The following is an 18,066-nucleotide window of genomic DNA, read 5'->3' as shown; positions in this document are numbered from 1 at the left end:
TTATGGAAAGTTACGCTGCTGCGATAATGAGGCAGTACGTCAATTCAGAAAAACTCCTTTCCCTCATCGAAACATTCAACCAGTCCGTCGGCCCCGACAAATTCATCGAAGACTTCTATGACCTGGTCTGGAACATACAAACAGCGACCACTTACGGCCTGAATGTATGGGGGAAAATTGTCGTAATAGACAGAACACTGACCGTAACAGAAAACAAAGTCTATCTCGGTTTTAAGCAGGCTCTTAGCCACCCTCCGGTAGTAGATGACCCACAGCCGTTCAATCAGGCTCCGTTTTACCTCAGGGGCTCGAACGTTACTTCAACCGTGACGTTAACCGATGACGCCTACCGAAAACTCATTATGTGCAAGGCGATGGCAAACATCTCCAACTGCACAATCCCGGCAATGAACAGAATGCTGATGTTCATGTTTGGTGAAAGCGGCGTCTGCTACGTGCGAAACGATGGCGATATGACCATGAGTTACGTGTTTGAGTTTGAGCTAAGCACGGTAGAGCTGGCGATAGTTCAGAGTTCGGGCGCCTTGCCTGCGCCGGCGGGAGTTACCGTAAACATAATACAGGTATCCAGTTCATCATGAATTCTTCTGATATTCCAGATCGCTATACCAAAGCGTTCAGCGTTAATGGCAACAAAAACCCCATCCCAACAGACTCATCAACTACAACGCTTGGGAATGGTGAAGCCACTTTTGATTCTGGTTTTCCTCCGTTAACCATGACGGCCATCAGCGCCGGCGGCATCCCTCCCGACGGGAAAGACATGAACGGCATCCTGTATTCGGTCACCATCAAGCAGCAGTGGAATGATGCCGGCATGGGATACCCGTTCAACAGCACATTCGCTGCAGCCATTTCAGGTTATCCAAAGGGTGCAATTCTGCCTTCCAGCGATTATGGCGTGCTGTGGTTGAACCAGACCAACGCGAATACCACAAACCCTGAAGGCACGACCGGCTCATCTACCGGGTGGATCCCTGCATGGGGATGTGGCTCAGCCGCAGTCAGCATTAGCTCTGCCAACGTCACTGTCTCAAATATCGCAGCGGCAAATCCACGCTTGATTCTTTCCGGCGCGCTGACTGGTAACCGTTACCTCTACCTTCCGCCATTTGTGAAGGACTGGACGATTGAGAACAACTGCACCGGATCAAGTTTTTACGTGGTTATTTCTACGACTGCCAGCGGCGGGACAACAGTCATCTCGAAGCCCGGAACGGTAATCGGCGTGCATGGTGACGGCACCAATATCACATCACTCCAGGACGTACACGGAAAGGCTATTTTCGCTTCAAATGGCACCTTCTCATTCACTGCTCCAGCAGGCGTAACTTTAGTAAAAGCAACCGTTACTGGCGCAGGTGGCTCAGGAAGCGGATGCCAGGCTTCGTCAGTAAACGAATCTTACAGTGGCGGTGGCGGTGGCGCTGGAGGTACAGCCATAGGATGGGTATCTGTCGTACCCGGCGTGACTTATTCAGTTGTGGTTGGCCGTGGCGGATTGTCAGTTTCTGGCGCAACACCAGGTAATGACGGTGGCGATTCATCATTTGCTGGATTGCTGTTTGGACGAGGCGGCAAAGGAGCCAGTAAGGCCAGTATTGTTAACTCAGCTGGCGGCGATGGAGGTGTGGCTTCTGGTGGTGACATCAATATCAAAGGCGGCACCGGGCTGGACGGACAGTCAGGTGTCTACATGCTGACTGGTGCCGGTGGCGCTTCTTACTGGGGCGGCGGCGGCCGAAATGGCGCAGCAGGCGGCATTGCTGGAACATCAAACGGTTCTGGCGGCGGCGGTGCGTACGACACCGGTTTCAGCAGCACTGCGTATTCATCTGGTGCAGGCGCAAACGGCATCGTCCTGATCGAATACTAAAACCCCTTCAGATTTTCAATTTCCTCGCCATTTACGCGCGAACAACAATTACCCATCTATTTATTCGGGACAAAAAATGGCAAACACAGATACTGCCAATGCGAAGCTATTTGCAACGCAGGCCCAGGTGGCTGCCGCGCAGGCTAAAATATACGCAGACCAATCACAGGATGCCTCTGGATACGCAGATGCTGCCAAGGCATCTGCAAGCGAATCTGCTACTTCAGCTGAAAACTCAAAGACATCTGCTGATTCAGCTTCACTATCTGCAATTTCAAGTTCTGCTGATGCGGAGATTGCTGCAGAAAGTGCAAGCGAGGTGGCTGCCATAGCTGCAACACTGCCAACTAATACTCAATTTACAGAGTTACAAACTTCTGTCGATGCAATTACCGCAGACCCGGTAAATGCAATTACATCTATATTGATCCCAGCAAGTGATTTTAGCCTTGCGATTGGTAGTGCAAGTTTTGGGATGATTGCGAGCAGATTGGCGGGATGGCAATTTACACACGGAGCTGATGCTTCAGTTAGTAAAATGATAGACCTACCGTCTCACTGGGCTAAAATGAGAATTTCATTCATATGGTCTAACCTTGTGGCAAATACCGGGAATGTTAGTTTCTCAGGATTAATACACAAATGGTCGGCAGGTGAGTCATTTAACCAAACTCCAGCGGGTGGAGGAATTGTCGCTGCAGCAAACGCAACACCATATATTGGAATAGAAACACAAATCGCACTTGATTTAACCGTTGACCCAACAAGACACACAACTATACGTGTTGGCAGGAATGGTTCTTCCGCAAGCGATACGCTTGCAACAGCCATGGTTATTTTGGCGATAAGGTTAACCAAGGTGGCATAAATGAGCGTTCCGCAATGGTGGCGCCTTGGGGTTCCAACTCCAGGGGTGCTAAGAAATTATCCTCCAAATCCATTATATGTGAATACCGTGAGTGGTAGCGCTACCGGAACTGGCTCAATAGATAATCCTGTAAACACATTGTCGTTAGCGCTTGGGTTATGTGCTGGGCTGCCTGATTATGAAATAAAAATAATAGCACCAGAAAGCTCCCCATTACGGCAGGAGGTTATATTCGATACCTCCATGAATGTGACATTGTCTGGTGTTGATGGCGCGCCATGGTACACATTCGGTTCTGAACAGCATACATCTGGTTGGGCTCTAAGTGGTTCTGTTTACAGCAAAACACTTGGGTACACATCTGTTATGCAGGTCGTTGCGACTACCATGACAGAAACGATTGGCGACAGAAGTTTTTTTTATAAACTCGTCCAGAACACCACTACTCCAACAACCCCATCCCCTGGAGAGTATGGATACTCAAGTGGAGTTATATACGTCAGAATGCCTGACAACTCTAACCCAAACTCACATATAATTGAAGTTTCTCGTCGTAACTTTGGTGTTGGCACCATAGGTTTTGGATTATTAACAGTAAATGATTGTGTTGCAAGATATTGCATGATTAACGGTATCTCTTGTGGGCAATCTACTCAACCAGCAGGAACTGGTTATTTAACTGTAAATAACTCAACTGTTTCTTATTGTGCAAATGGTGGGGTTGGCGGAACCGGAAGAAATGAACTGATTATCTGCAATAACGTAAAGGCATGGAGAATATCAAACGACGGTTTTAACCAGCATGCACCGACTGGTGGCGCCGGGGTTATGATAATCAATGGTTGCGATGGAAGCTATAATGGAGATAAAGCAGGGCAGTCAGCTCAAGGAGCATCCAACCATGAGACAACTACAATGATATTAAATGGTGGTACATTTAATTATAATGTAAGTGGTGGCATGGTTGTTATTGACACTGCCAGGTGTGATATTCATGGTGACACTCAATACGGCCCAGTGATAATGAATGGAAATATGCGACTCGGTAACACCGCAGGCACCATTGCAAACCAGGGAGGTTGTGCATGGCTTAATAACTCAGTTGGTACTGTTACAGGTTCTGTGACTGTAGAAAACGGCGGAGGCGTTGGCGTAAGGAGAGATTCTGGCGCTGTAGTTGATGGAATAACAACCATTCATTCAATAAATAACGCGTTGCCAGATATCCTGTGAGGAAGCAATGACAGTTTGTAGATTATGTCAATCCGAGCCTATGGTGATGACAAAGCCAGAAACTGACGGGGTGATCAGCTTTTATGTTTACTATGTTGAGTGCTCTGGATGTGGAGTGGGAACCAGGCGCTTCTCAGAGCCAACACTAAGTGCCGAAGCTGCTATCCAGAGCGCCCAAGATCAGTGGGAGCTAATGAATAAAGTCGACCCTTAAAATCCGTTTCGCTTGACGTGTAAAATCGATAAAACTACTGTATATAAAAACAGTGTCAATCGGAGGCAGACATGCACCGTCAGTCAGATATCAACCAGGCTTTCCGCGAGTCGGTATTGCGCAACTCCAAAGGCTACCAGTACCTGCATACAAAGGATTTTGTGGCAGCGCTGCGCCGGCGCGGGCTGCACTTTACCGGCTCTGAGGCAAATGCGTGGATATCGAGAGAGCAAAGCTATTTCGTCGACAAAACGCCTGACCATAGCGAAAACCGGCTGTGGATGCTGGCGAATATGGGGAGGGTGCTCTGATGGGATTTACGTCTCCGGCAACGGACTATACCGAACAGCGCCTGACCGTTAACTCGATATGCAATGTCGGACCAAACACATTGTTGTTTGAAACCGGTGGTGGTTATGTCGTGGTTGATGTCTCTCTGAAACCCAGGCAGGGAAGCCAGGTCATGATTAACTATGATGGCCGTACTGAAATAGCAAAGGTAATGGGGTCGTCTTTGATTACTGAAGATGGGGAGGCGATCGAGGGAGAGGCTCTGGATGATGTTACCGTTGCCGGCGTGGTGACGCACACCATCATCGATGTGAGAAGTGACAGCGTAGCGGTTTAACTTCGTGGGACGAATTTGGGACAGGGACAGTTTTTCAACTGTTTTCATCTCTTTCTAACTTTTTACATCATGGGACGTGTGAGCGCAGGCATGATGCGGTAAGTTAATGAAATGCTAGGTAGTTCTAGGAACTTCTAAGCCGTAGGTCACAGGTTCGAATCCTGTAGGGCGTGCCATTCAATATCAGCTTCTTATCCTCTTGCTGCTTTTTCGTACCGGACACCATTTTCCCTATCCTGTAACCTGGCTGTGCTATTGCGGTTGAAAAACATATTTCAACTACGTGTTAATACATTCGTTATTTGCCCCTGCCGTCTATTTTGCTGCGCAAAAGTCATTATCCTAAAAACGATCCTCATTCATTATTTCATGTTCACATACCGTAAGTTTCATGCTTAAATCCGCGCAACATATAATGGAATATGTTTTTGCACTGCACGTTAAGTAATAACGAGAACACGGATGAAATCTCTGTATTTGGCTCTGGGACTAATGACGCTGAGTCTGACCACCTACGCCGCTTTTTTATCGCCAGCCGATCGCGACAGCGTTGAGCAACAGCAGCAACAATTACTGCGTCAGAACCAGCAGCAACGTGAATCGCTGGAGCGCGCCACGCCAAGCCTTCACGCGGCGATGCCTGCGCAGGCTGAAGCCTCTGATGGTCCCTGTTTTTCTATCCATCGCATCGCGTTAGATGGCGCGACGCTTATTGATCCGCGTCAGCAGCAAAAAATAGTCCAGCCCTGGCTTGGGCAGTGCATGGATATTGCGCGTATTACTAAACTCGTAAATATTATTTCCGACTGGTATATCAGTCGGGGATATATTACCAGCCGCGCTTTTCTGACCGAGCAGGATTTACGTTCCGGGGTATTACATCTGACTATTCTTGAAGGAAAGCTCGAAAAAATCACCATGGAAGGGGCGGCTAAACGTGAGTTAACAATGGCGTTTCCAGGGCTGGAAGGCCATATTCTTAACCTGCGTGATATCGAACAGGGGATGGAGCAGATTAACCGCACGCGCGCGACGCCTGTGCAAATTGAAATCCAGCCGGGCGAAAAACCTGGCGGCTCCATCGTTAACCTGACGGCGACAGCGGAGCGCCCACTTTTGTTGTCGATGAGCGTCGACAACAGCGGCCAGAAGAGTACAGGTAGCGGACAAATCAACGCGGGTTTAACAGGCAACAATCTTTTAGGGCTGGCCGATCGCTGGTTTGTCAGCGGCGGGCGCAGCAGCGCGTTTTCGAATGCCAAAGACGCGCAGAATATTGCCGCAGGGGTCAGCATTCCTTACGGTTATACGCTGTTTGACTACAGCTACAGCTGGAATAATTACCTGAGTACACTCGATAACCACGGCTGGATCTGGCGTTCCAGCGGTGACACCGAAACCCACCGGCTAAACTTCTCACAGGTTCTCTTTCGCAATGGCGACCTGAAAACGGGTCTCTCCGCCGGACTGAGTTATCGGACCAACCACAATTATCTCGACGATGTTTTGCTGCAAAGCAGTAGCCGTAAGTTGACGACACTGCTGTTTGACCTCAACCACACGCAAAAAATGTTTGCCGGGATTGCCACCTTCAACCCCACGTTTTCCCGCGGAATGCCGTGGTTTGGTGCCGAAAGTGACGGTAATAAACCGGGCGATTTGCCAAAAGCGGAATTCAGAAAATGGAGTCTGAGCGCCAGCTTTCAGCGCCCGTTGCTCAACGATCTCTGGTGGCTTAGCAGCCTTTACGGCCAGTGGTCTCCGGACCGCTTATATGGCAGCGAGCGCCTGACCTTAGGCGGGGAAAGCTCAGTACGTGGTTTTAAAGAACAGTACATTTCAGGGGACAATGGCGGTTACTGGCGTAATGAACTGAACTACGCGCTTTTTACGCTCCCCGCCATTGGGCAGGTCGGCGCTCTGGCCGCACTGGATGGCGGCTGGTTGCATGCTGACCGACTCGATCCCCGGGCCGCCGGAACCTTGTGGGGCGCAGCGGTAGGGTTCACCACGACGAATCGCTGGTTATCCACCTCTTTTACCGTGGCCGGTCCGCTGGCGTATCCGGACTGGCTTGGTCCCGATCGCCTCAATATCTACTACCGCGTTGCCGTGGCATTTTAAAGGATTATCGTCATGCATCAGCCTCCCATTCGCCTGTCATCGCGTCTGCTAAGTTACCTGATTAGCCTCCTGCTGGCCGGGCAGCCGCTCCTGCCGGCCATTGGCGCAGCGATCAATCCCGAGGGCGCAACCGGTGTGGATAGTGCCGCAAATGGTGTGCCGGTCGTTAATATTGCCACCCCGAACGGCAGCGGGATCTCGCATAACCAGTTTAAGGATTACCACGTTGGCCAGGAGGGTTTAATCCTCAACAATGCGACCGGGAAGCTGAACCAGACCCAGCTCGGTGGGTTTATCCAGAACAACCCGAATCTGCAGGCCGGGAGGGAAGCGAAGGGCATCATTAACGAAGTGACCGGTGGTCACCGATCGCAGTTGAACGGGTACACCGAAGTCGCAGGCAAGGCGGCGAACGTGATGGTCGCCAACCCCTATGGCATCACCTGTAACGGCTGCGGCTTTATTAACACTCCCCAGGCAACCTTGACCACTGGCAAACCCGTGTTTGATGAGGCGGGGAATTTGCAGGCGCTGGAGGTCGCGAAGGGAACCATCTCCATTGAAGGCAAAGGCATTGACGCCAGCGGCAGCGATGCGTTGTCGATTATCTCCCGAGCGACGGAAGTGAATGCGGCGGTTCATGCCCGGGACTTATCGGTGATTGCCGGGGCTAACCGGGTGGATAGCCATGGCACTGTCACCCCGATGAGCGGAGAAGGTCAGCCCCCGACGCTGGCGGTGGATACCGGGGCGCTGGGCGGTATGTACGCCAATCGTATTCGTCTGGTGTCGAGCGAAAACGGCGTGGGGGTGAACCTCGGCGACCTGAACGCGCGTCAGGGCGATATCACCCTTGAAGCGAATGGCAGGCTTGCTTTGCGTCACTCACTGGCCAGCGGCGGGATCGCCGCTCGCGGCCAGCATATTACGCTTACCGGCGATCACAAGGCCGGGGGCGCAATCACATTGCATAGTCAGAGCGATCTGGTATTGAGCAAAGGGTCCCTGACCAGCGATACCGATCTGCGGCTGACTGCGGGCGGTTCAATCACGCAAAGCAGTGAAAAACTGACCGCCGGACGGGATGTCTCATTGACGGCCAGCGCCATCCGCCAGGATAGCGACAGTCAAATCGATGCGGGTCGCCAGATCGCGCTGCGGGCTGGCGACAGCGTGACGAATGAGGGAAGAATGACGGCCACTGACGAGCTTTCGGTGACCGCGAAGACGCTGGCCCATCATGGCGCCTTGATCGCTGGCAACGCTATCTCCCTTGATGCCGCCCGCCAGACGTTGAATGGCGCGATAAACGCCACCGGCGATATCACGGTATCGGGGGAGACAATCGCCACCAGCGCGGCATCGCAAATCCAGGGAAAACACCTGCATATTGCGGCGAAACAGGTTGATTTAAAAGGGACTCAGGCGGCGAAATCCGCTCTCACCGTGCGCGCCAGCGAAAAACTGACCCACAGTGGTAAAAGCAGTGCTGATACCCTGTCATTGCAAGCCCCGCAACTCAGCAATAGCGGTGTGGCCATCGCCTCCAGGCTGACCACGCAATCGCAGTCTCTCACCAACAATGGCTTGCTACAGGGCGAGGCTCAACTTTCTGTTACCAGCCAAACGTTGAATAACCAGCAGGACGGTACGCTCTATAGCGCGGCAAATCTGACGCTCGCTATCCCGGATATCCGCAATCGCGGGCTTATCACCAGCGATCACGCGCTCACCCTGGCCAGCACGACCCTGATCAATCCAGGTACCATCATCGCCGATACGTTAACGGTTAAAACCGTCACTTTATCCGATGACGGTCTGCTTCAGGGTAATCAGGCACTCACGCTCACCGGCGATTCGCTGGCTCAGGGGGCCACAGGACGTTGGCTGACCGCAGGGGATATGTCGCTCACCGCGACGACGCTAAACGCCGCAGGCGCCATACAAGGGCAGCAACTGCGTATTAATGCGCAGGACTGGCGGCAAAGTGGTTCTCTCCTGGCGACAGGCAATCTGGATACCACCGTCAGCGGCGCATTGCGCAATGATGGCGACATCATGAGCCAGCGAGATTTTGTCCTGCGAACCTCCTCCCTGACAAACAGCGGCAAGCTCCTTGCCGCCGGCGATATGTCGTTCACGGGTGTCCTGTTCAACAACAATGGTTCGCTGCAGGCAAACCGGATCGCACTGACGCAGGAGACGATCGACAATCAAGGGACCGTTATCGGGCTTGATGCGCTCACGCTTAGCAGCAACGGAACCGTGGATAACCGCGGCGATCTGCTAAGCCAGGGCGACCTGACACTCTCCGCTGGCGATATCGCTAACCACGGACGGGTGCAGGGGAAAACCATCGTTATTGAGGGCGCGGACCTCAGTAATAGCGGCGCGATCCAGAGCGCGGTCGATCTGGCGTTAACGCTCAGCGGCGATCTGCAGGCGATTAACGGCAGTAAAATGACTGCCCTGAGGGATGTCCATATCAGCGGCCACGCGCTCAGCAATGAGGGGCTGGTGAGCGCCAGCACGCTGACGATGGAAGGCGACTCGCTGAGCAACAGCGGAGAGATTAGCGGGGTAAGCCATCTCGACGTATTGCTGAATGGCGATCTGCAGCAGCAGGGCAAATTGCTGACCGGAGGATCGCTTGTCCTCCATGCGCAAGACCTGAACAACAGCGGTCAGTTGCAGGGGGCGAATACGCAGATTAGCGTGGCTTCGCTCAGCAACAGCGGACGCCTGCAGGGTGACAGTAATCTGACGCTGAACTTGATAAAAGCGCTCAACAACCAGGCCAACGGGGCCATCCTCAGTCAGGGGGAGCTGACGCTGAGGGCGTCTGCGCTCAGCAATCACGGCACGATCCAAAGCCATGGCGCAACCAGCCTCAACAGTACCTTATATGCCCGCAATGCCGGCAACATTGTCTCTGGCGGAGACCTGACGCTTTCCACTCCAGACTACAGCGGCAGCGGCTGGCTGCAGGCAACCCATCTCCTTCTGGACGCGGCGAAGATCGCCAACGCAGGCACGATGCTGGCGGCAAATCAGGCCACGCTGACGGGGAGCACGCTATTAAACAGCGGCACCGTTCAGGCCGTACAGTTAAGTGTCGACACCCGGACACTGGCCAACAGCGGCACCTTGTTCGGCAAGCAGAACCTGTTGCTTTACAGCGACAGCGTAAACAACGACGCGGGCAAACTCTTCAGCGGCGGCGATCTTCTGGCGAACGTCGCCTCCCTCAGCGGCGCGGGTCAGATAGTTGCCCTGGGTAATCTGACGCTGGCGCTGGTCAACAGCTGGATCGCTCAGGGAACTGTGGCCGCAAACAAACAGCTTGTCATCAGCAGCCAGAGCGATATCACCAACGCTGGCGCCTTACAGGGCAATGGCGTAACGCTGACCGCCGCCGGGCAGCTCATCAATAACGGTCAACTGGTAGCTGGCAACGGCAATACGGCATTGACCGGGCAACAGATTGCGATGAATGGGGAAGGTTCTCTGCAGGCGGGTGGGGACGTGAGCCTGACCAGCCTTGGCCATATCACGCTTGATGGCTTTACCGGTACGGCGGGAAACCTGGTGTTAACGGCCACCGGAACGATCCTCAACACCGCCTTACTGTATGCGGGCCATAATCTCTCGCTGTTTGCCAACCGCATTCATAACCTGCGCGGCGACATACTGGCGGGTAATGACCTGGTGATGCAAAAAAACGCCAGCGGTGATGCCAACACTGAAGTGATTAACACCTCTGGAACGATTGAAACCACGCAGGGTGACATGACCATCAGCACCGGGTACTTGCTCAATCAGCGTGAAGGGCTGGAAGTGAAGGTCTCGCAGACTAGCGGCGAGCAGGCCATTCCGGGTCTCGGAGAGGCGATAATCGATGTCGATATCAGCCAGCTGGCTGACGGGACGTACGGCCTGAGCAGCTATTTGGCGTCAAGCGAGTCAGGGGCATGTAACGGTCATGGCGCCTGCAGCTATCACAACTGGAACCAGCTCTATTATGCAATGTACGCCGAATCAGCACAGCAGAAGTTTATCGGCAGCCAGACGCGGACGGAGGTCACCAGCCGGGGCGGGGCAGCACGCCTTGCCGCGGGGAAAAATCTACATATTAGCGCCAGCACGCTGGAGAACGTTGCCAGCCATATTCTGGCAAATAGCGATATCGCGTTAACGGGAAATACGCTCAACAATCAGAGCTGGCAGGCCGGTACCGTCACTGACTGGTATATCTATCAGTACGACCCGCACCGCTATGGCTACAACATTGGCTTTGGCAAGGGCGCCGGCTACGCCGTTGCGCCGGGGGCGCCTTATCCCACGGATGACAATAACTATGAGGATGCGCAGTCCGAACGCTCTACCATTGGTTTTACCCTGGCCGGGCATGAATCCACGGCCGAACAGGGAGAAATTTACCGTTCGGTGATCCAGGCTGGCGGCAACGTCAGCGCCAGTTTCGCCAGCGACATCAGCAACACCAACAGCATCGCTAATGCGGATAAAATAAGCAACACGCTTGTCGCGCCTGACCTGAACACATCTTCAGCGCAACTCACTGACGACAGTGAGAGTCTGCAGTCCCTCGCCGGGGCTGATACCGCCGCGATGACTCGCCCGGACTGGAACGACACAACCGGTAGCGGCAGCCAGACCATCGGCAACGGTACGGCGCTCGTTCAGGAACCGCTGGGCGATAACTATCCACTGCCGTCCGGCATCAACGGCTATTTTGTCACGTCCGACGATCCGGACAGCCCATATCTGATCACGGTCAATCCGAAGCTCAATGGCCTGGGCCAGCTCGATCCGTCGCTGTTTGGCGATCTGTATAAGCTGGCTGGCATGAATCCAGCCAGCGCGCCACGCGAGACGGGCAGCCAGTACACCGATGGCGACTCGTTCCTTGGCTCGTCATATATGCTGGATCGCCTGGGGCTTAACCCTGACAGCGATTATCGTTTTCTGGGCGATGCGGCGTTTGATACTCGGTATGTCAGCAACGTGGTGCTGAACCAGACCGGGTCACGCTATCTTGATGGCCTCGGCTCTGATCTCGATCAGATGCGTTATCTGATGGACAACGCGGCCGACGTGCAGACCTTGCTTGGCCTGACGTTTGGCGTGGCGCTCACCGCCGCACAGGTGGCGGCGCTCAATCGCAGCATTCTGTGGTGGGAGCCCGCAACGCTTAATGGTCGGACCGTGATGGTGCCGAAAGTTTACCTGTCGCCGAAGGACGTTAGCGTCCGGAACGGTAGCGTAATCAGCGGCAATACCGTGCAACTGGCAGGGGGCAATATCAGCAACAGCGGCAGTACGTTGCTGGCGCGAGACGGCCTTGCCATTGACAGCAGTAATAGCTTCAGCAACCTTAACGCCGGACTTATCCGCGCGGATGGCCGTCTTGACCTGAGCGCGTCGGGCGATATCAATAACATTGGTTCGACGATATCGGCGAAAACGCTGCAGCTGGTAAGCACCGGCGGTAGCATCAATAACGTCACCCGCACTGAGCAGTGGCGTGTTGGCGATGACAGCCGCTGGGGCAATATCCAGTTCAGTGGTACCGATAGCGAGCAAACGGCTGCCATTACTGCCAGCGACGGCCTGTATATGGCCGCGGCGAACACGATCAACATAACCGGAGCGACGGTGAGCGCCGGCGGCGATCTGGTGATGGAAGCCGGGAGTAACATCAATATTGCCGCCAACCAGTTCACCGAGAGTCGCAGCCAGTCTGGCTTCTGGGGCCAGAAACACAGTCGTTCCTCATCCACAACGTATCAGAGCAGCAGCATTACGGCGGGCGGTAACGCGATAATGCGGGCGGGCAACGATCTGAACGTGACGGCCAGTGCCATCAATGCGGGTCACACCGCGCAGTTGGTGGCGGCCAATGACCTGAACCTGAACGCGGCGGGTAACGAACAGAGCAGCCGCACGGGCGGCAGCGAAAGCCATCAGAGCGGCGCAGAGCGTAGCACGGTGACCGCAGGCGACAAGGTAACGCTGGTGGCCGGGCGGGATGTGACCAGCCAGGCGGCGGGCATCGCAGCGGAAGGGAATGTTGGTATTCAGGCCGGACGCGATGTGAATCTGCGGGCGGAAGCCACCACCGCAGGCAGTAGCAGTCATAGCGGTAAGAAAACCGTTATCGATGAATCCGTGCGCCAGCAGGGTACCGACATTGCCAGCGGCGGCAGTACTACGATTATTGCTGGACGCGACGTCAACGCCGAAGCGGCGCAGGTGACTGCCAGCGGGAATATCGGCCTGGCGGCGGGCCGCGATGTGAACCTGACCACGGCGACGGAAAGTGATTACCACTACAAGGAAGAGACGAAGACCAAAAAGGGGTTCCTGAGTAAGAAAACCACGCATACCATCGAAGAGGAGAGCGCCACCCGTGAAGCCGGTACGCTGTTAAGCGGAGATCAGGTTCAGGTGTTGGCAGAGAATAATCTTCTGCTGCAGGGCTCGGCGGTGGTGGCTGAGGGTGATGTTCAGCTCCACGCAGGTAATAATGTCGAGATCACGGCGGCGACCAATACCGATACCGCCTGGCGATTTAAAGAAGAGAAAAAATCCGGCCTGACGGGAACCGGGGGGATCGGATTCTCTATCGGCAGCAGTAAAACCACGCACGAGCTGCGTGAAGCGGGCACCACCCAGAGCCAGAGTGCTTCCACGACGGGAAGTACGGGCGGTAGCGTGGTGATTTCTGCCGGTAAGCAGGCGCATATCGGTGGTTCAGATGTGGTTGCGGGCCGGGATATCCGCATCACCGGCGACAGCGTGGTGATTGACCCCGGGCACGACACCCGGACGGTCGACGAGAAGTTTGAGCAGAAATCCAGCGGGCTGACGGTGGCCCTGTCAGGCAGCGCAGGCGGTGCGGTGAACAATACGGTTTCCGCCGCGCAGAAGGCGAAAGAGGTCAGTGATGGCCGCCTGAGTGCGCTTCAGGGAACAAAAGCGGCGCTTTCCGGTATCCAGGCCGCCCAGGCCGTCGCGCTGGATGGGGCCAGAGGCGGCAGCGATAAAGACAATAACAATACGATTGATATCAGCGCGTCGCTGGGTTCGCAGTCCTCTTCCTCCCGGTCACATTCGGAGCAGGTGACGACCAGCGGCAGCACCCTGAATGCCGGAAATAACCTCGCTGTTACGGCAACGGGCGGCGACATCACGGTCGCGGGCGGCCAGATGAAAGCCGGTAAGGATGTCACGCTGGATGCGCTCAGGGATGTGAACCTGACAGCGTCACAGGACACACAGCAGACTACCGGCAGCAACAAAAGCAGCGGCGGCAGTATTGGCGTCGGCGTGGGGGTGGGCTCCGGCGGAGCCGGTATCAGCATCTCGGCAAACGCCAGCAGCAGCAAAGGGCATGAGAGCGGCAACGGCACCAGGCAGAATGCAACCACGGTGGATGCCGGTCATCAGGTCATCATCAGTAGCGGACGGGATACCACGCTGGCCGGCGCGCAGGTCAGCGGTCACCAGGTGACGGCTGATGTCGGCCGCAACCTGACGATAACCAGCCTGCGGGACAGCGACCATTACGACAGCACACAGAGCAGCCTCAGCGGTGGCCTGGGTTACACCTTCGGCGCCGGGTCGTGGTCGGGAAGCCTGAATGCCAGTCGTGACAAAATGACCAGTGACTGGTCTTCGGTGCAGGAGCAGAGCGGGATATTTGCCGGTCAGGGCGGCTTTGATGTCACTGTAGGCAGCCACACGCAGCTGAATGGCGGGGTGATTGCTGCCACAGGAAGCGCAGATAAAAACAGCCTCGATACCGGCACGCTGGGTTTCAGCGATATCCACAACCAGGCGGATTATAAGACGCAGCATCAGGGCGGCGGTATCAGCACCGGGGGCAGCATTGGCTCTCAGTTCGCCGGGAACATGACCAGCGCCCTGCTGGCGGGTGGCGGCAACAGCGGTCATGCGGAAGGTACGACGCAGTCGGCGGTATCCGAGGGCACTATCACCATCCGTGACCAGGCCAGCCAGAAGCAGGACGTGGCTGACCTGAGTCGCGACACGGAACACGCCAGCGGCAGTATCGGGCCGATATTTGACAAGGAGAAGGAGCAGCGGCGCCTGCAGGAAGTGCAGCTGACAGGGGAGATTGGCAGCCAGGCGGCAGATATTGCGCGCGCGCAGGGCGAGATAGCAAAACAGAAGGCGATAAAAGACCCTGCAGCCCTGACGGCGGCGGAAGCGAAGCTGAAGGCAGAGGGTAACAGCAGTCCGACGGCAGAACAGATTGCGGACCAGGCGGGTCGTACCGCGATGGCTGCATACGGAACCGGCAGTGACCTGCAGCGGGGTATCCAGGCAGCCACGGCAGCGCTGCAGGGACTGGCGGGCGGTGATATCGCCGGGGCGCTGGCAGGGGCATCGGCGCCGGAGCTGGCGAATCTTATCGGTCACGGTTCAGGGCTGAGTGACGGTGCCGCGGTGGTGGCGCACGCTATCCTGGGCGGTGCGGTGGCGGCATTGCAGGGCAACAGTGCCGCGGCGGGCGCAGCAGGCGCGGCAGCAGGTGAACTGGCCGCGAGGGCGATTGCTGGTATGCTGTATCCGGGCGTGACGGACTTGTCCACGCTGACGGAAGCACAGAAGCAGACGGTCAGTACGCTGGCCACTATTTCAGCGGGGATGGCAGGCGGACTGGCCGGCGACAGTACGGCGTCAGCGGTGGCGGGCGCGCAGGGCGGGAAGAACGCGGCTGAGAATAATGCGCTGAGTAAGAAAGACAAAATTAACATCTTTGATATCAACCCGATGCTGAAAATCGGGGTTGAGGATGCTGACGGTGAGTTACTGAAAGGCGGTGGTGGGGGGATCTCTAAAGGTGGAAAACCAATAAAATTAGAGGGAGGTTTTTACTCTGTTGACGGCATGAAGATAAGTCAAAGTTATTATGATCGTTTATGGTACCAAGGCCGTTCGGCTCCATTCTTGCAAGCCAAAGAGATATTAAATAGCAATCCCAAAGTTACTTCTGATCCAAGAGGGGCTCCGGGGTACTTTAAGTATGAAAGTAATGGATTAGAAATGATCTATAATCCTACTACCGGGCAAATTGGTCATATTCAGCCAATTAAGAAAAAGTAAGGTGAAGAAATGGATATGTGGTCTGATTTAGAAGAAGAGTTGATACGATATAGAGATATATCTATCTCAATAAAAAGAATTTTGTGTCTTTATGAAAAGGAGTGCCAAACTCTCATTAAACAAATGAAAGGTAAGTCTTTTGATGACGTACAAATGCTTTTTGAAAGACTTTATGATATTCAAGGGGAATTATCTATTGCATTATATAAATATGATTTTATGCTGAGTGATGAGTTACGTAATTTTGTCTATCATTTTGAGAGAGACGATATTTACTCTCGTAAGCATTGGTATCAGAAATTTAATGAAGGCATGACGTGGCCAAATGATGATTAAAATGATATGGACATACTTACCGAGATCTTCTTGTTAACCGGCAGCCCTTAATCGGTTTAATCACCAGTCTTGTATTGGCGTCGGCGTGGGGGTGGGCTCCGGCGGAGCCGGTATCAGCATCTCGGCAAACGCCAGCAGCAGCAAAGGGCACGAGAGCGGTAACGGCACCTGGCAGAATGAAACCACGGTGGATGCCGGCCATCAGGTCATCATCAGCAGCGGACGGGATACCACGCTGGCCGGCGCGCAGGTCAGCGGTCACCAGGTGACGGCTGATGTCGGCCGCGACCTGACGATAACCAGCCTGCGGGACAGCGACCATTACGACAGCACGCAGAGCAGCCTCAGCGGTGGTCTGGGTTACATCTTCGGCGCCGGGTCGTGGTCGGGAAGCCTGAATGCCAGTCGCGACAAAATGACCAGTGACTGGTCTTCGGTGCAGGAGCAGAGCGGGATATTTGCCGGTCAGGGCGGCTTTGATGTCACTGTGGGCAGCCACACGCAGCTGAATGGCGGGGTGATTGCTGCCACAGGAAGCGCAGATAAAAACAGCCTCGATACCGGCACGCTGGGTTTCAGCGATATCCACAACCAGGCGGATTATAAGACGCAGCATCAGGGCGGCGGTATCAGCACCGGGGGCAGCATTGGCTCTCAGTTCGCCGGGAACATGACCAGCGCCCTGCTGGCGGGTGGCGGCAACAGCGGTCATGCGCAAGGCACGACGCAGGCCGCAGTGGCTGATGGCAGCCTTATCATTCGCGACAGGGAGAATCAGAAGCAGGACGTAGCTGGCCTAAGCCGTGATGCGGAACACACCAGCGGCAGTTTAAGCCCAGTCTCCGACAAGGAGAAAGCGTAGCGGCGCCTGATATAAATCCAGGTGATCGGTGATTTTGCCGCTATCCCATTCTTTCAACATCTACAAACTGAGCGCTGATATACCTTACGTATTTGAAGGTATCGGATACTTCAGCTCGATCTGCGGCGCATCGCTTAGCCGCCGGCCAGATTTTGCCATCAGGTATCCGGCGATTTCTTCAGGCGTCAAATCGACATGAAGCATGTCTTTATCCTGAAACCATTCATCTGGCCAGTAGATAAGGTCGGATGGATTGGCATCAAAGTTTTTCTCCAGCACTCCCAGCGCGTAGCTTTGTTCAGATTCCTTACCTTCGGCCTGACACACAAACTGGATGATCTGAATCAGCTCATCCCAGGTTAAATCCGCCACATATTTTTCTTGATTAAATGCCATCCGGGTGAAGTCTTTTGCACTGGTCCATGAAGAGAAGTCCCGGAAATCAGAGAATGCATATGGGTTAATGACCTGACTATTCCAGCTATCTATCAACATTTTCAATCCGGCATCTTCTTCCTTGGCCCCATTATCAATTTGCGACAGTATCTCTTCGGCCATGTCCGCTAGCTGTTGCAGTTTCTGGCGGTTTACTTTGGCTGGTTGCAGACGATCGGGTAATGGCATCGGGTTAGTCCTTGTAAAATTGAGCGTATTAGTGACAAGCTATGAGCCCATCCTGGTCAAACATTTATCCAAAGTCTATATACAATCAATCCCTCTTCTGACAACGATCGGCTCACGGTATAAGCAT

At 54.4% G+C, this 18,066-nt stretch carries 10 protein-coding genes and 1 pseudogene; 10 read left to right on the top strand and 1 reads right to left on the bottom strand.

Annotation, left to right across the window (positions count from 1 at the left end; genetic code table 11):
* Window positions 1-2: 2 nt before the first annotated feature.
* From AC3EMD_RS20295 to AC3EMD_RS20250, 10 genes and pseudogenes are all read left to right on the top strand, one after another.
* Window positions 3-602: a DUF2612 domain-containing protein gene (locus AC3EMD_RS20295; RefSeq protein ID WP_302073674.1), complete on the top strand. Its 600-nt coding sequence runs from the start codon at window positions 3-5 to the stop codon at window positions 600-602.
* The gene (locus AC3EMD_RS20290; RefSeq protein WP_302073673.1) at window positions 599-1,897 is read left to right on the top strand and encodes a glycine-rich domain-containing protein; all 1,299 of its coding nucleotides are present in this window, start codon (window positions 599-601) and stop codon (window positions 1,895-1,897) included. Before AC3EMD_RS20295 ends, AC3EMD_RS20290 begins: the two co-directional genes overlap by 4 nt.
* Window positions 1,898-1,973: 76 nt before the next feature.
* Window positions 1,974-2,765: a hypothetical protein gene (locus tag AC3EMD_RS20285; RefSeq protein ID WP_302073672.1), complete on the top strand. Its 792-nt coding sequence runs from the start codon at window positions 1,974-1,976 to the stop codon at window positions 2,763-2,765.
* Entirely contained in the window at window positions 2,766-3,998 is a 1,233-nt protein-coding gene (locus AC3EMD_RS20280; protein ID WP_302073671.1) for a hypothetical protein, read from the top strand. It begins immediately after the preceding gene.
* A gap of 285 nt (window positions 3,999-4,283) precedes the next feature.
* Window positions 4,284-4,523: a hypothetical protein gene (locus AC3EMD_RS20275; RefSeq protein ID WP_302073670.1), complete on the top strand. Its 240-nt coding sequence runs from the start codon at window positions 4,284-4,286 to the stop codon at window positions 4,521-4,523.
* A complete protein-coding gene (locus AC3EMD_RS20270) occupies window positions 4,523-4,840 on the top strand; it encodes a S24/S26 family peptidase (protein ID WP_136027608.1) in 318 nt (105 codons plus the stop codon). The genes AC3EMD_RS20275 and AC3EMD_RS20270 overlap by 1 nt, the downstream gene beginning before the upstream one ends.
* 462 nt (window positions 4,841-5,302) lie before the next feature.
* The gene (locus AC3EMD_RS20265; protein WP_032732631.1) at window positions 5,303-6,964 is read left to right on the top strand and encodes a ShlB/FhaC/HecB family hemolysin secretion/activation protein; all 1,662 of its coding nucleotides are present in this window, start codon (window positions 5,303-5,305) and stop codon (window positions 6,962-6,964) included.
* Window positions 6,965-6,976: 12 nt separating this feature from the next.
* Window positions 6,977-16,117: a hemagglutinin repeat-containing protein gene (locus AC3EMD_RS20260; protein ID WP_302073669.1), complete on the top strand. Its 9,141-nt coding sequence runs from the start codon at window positions 6,977-6,979 to the stop codon at window positions 16,115-16,117.
* A 9-nt stretch (window positions 16,118-16,126) separates the two neighbouring features.
* Window positions 16,127-16,453, top strand: a complete 327-nt coding sequence (locus AC3EMD_RS20255) for a hypothetical protein (RefSeq protein WP_032732632.1) — start codon at window positions 16,127-16,129, stop codon at window positions 16,451-16,453.
* A gap of 58 nt (window positions 16,454-16,511) precedes the next feature.
* Window positions 16,512-17,315 (top strand): annotated as a pseudogene (locus AC3EMD_RS20250) (hemagglutinin repeat-containing protein); the annotation flags it as partial.
* Window positions 17,316-17,399: 84 nt separating this feature from the next.
* Here the strand turns inward: AC3EMD_RS20250 and AC3EMD_RS20245 are convergent.
* Window positions 17,400-17,939, bottom strand: coding sequence for a hypothetical protein (locus tag AC3EMD_RS20245; protein ID WP_012968793.1), 540 nt, complete (start codon window positions 17,937-17,939; stop codon window positions 17,400-17,402).
* Window positions 17,940-18,066 lie beyond the last annotated feature (127 nt).

The sequence above is a fragment of the Klebsiella sp. PK18 genome, from assembly GCF_057784655.1.
This window is presented reverse-complemented; position numbering and strand designations above follow the sequence as displayed.

Bases quoted from the DNA above. Each gene is read 5' to 3' on its own strand.
- AC3EMD_RS20295 (WP_302073674.1), top strand. From the start codon at position 3: ATGGAAAGTTACGCTGCTGCGATAATGAGGCAGTACGTCAATTCAGAA.
- AC3EMD_RS20290 (WP_302073673.1), top strand. From the start codon at position 599: ATGAATTCTTCTGATATTCCAGATCGCTATACCAAAGCGTTCAGCGTT.
- AC3EMD_RS20285 (WP_302073672.1), top strand. From the start codon at position 1,974: ATGGCAAACACAGATACTGCCAATGCGAAGCTATTTGCAACGCAGGCC.
- AC3EMD_RS20280 (WP_302073671.1), top strand. From the start codon at position 2,766: ATGAGCGTTCCGCAATGGTGGCGCCTTGGGGTTCCAACTCCAGGGGTG.
- AC3EMD_RS20275 (WP_302073670.1), top strand. From the start codon at position 4,284: ATGCACCGTCAGTCAGATATCAACCAGGCTTTCCGCGAGTCGGTATTG.
- AC3EMD_RS20270 (WP_136027608.1), top strand. From the start codon at position 4,523: ATGGGATTTACGTCTCCGGCAACGGACTATACCGAACAGCGCCTGACC.
- AC3EMD_RS20265 (WP_032732631.1), top strand. From the start codon at position 5,303: ATGAAATCTCTGTATTTGGCTCTGGGACTAATGACGCTGAGTCTGACC.
- AC3EMD_RS20260 (WP_302073669.1), top strand. From the start codon at position 6,977: ATGCATCAGCCTCCCATTCGCCTGTCATCGCGTCTGCTAAGTTACCTG.
- AC3EMD_RS20255 (WP_032732632.1), top strand. From the start codon at position 16,127: ATGGATATGTGGTCTGATTTAGAAGAAGAGTTGATACGATATAGAGAT.
- AC3EMD_RS20245 (WP_012968793.1), bottom strand. From the start codon at position 17,939: ATGCCATTACCCGATCGTCTGCAACCAGCCAAAGTAAACCGCCAGAAA.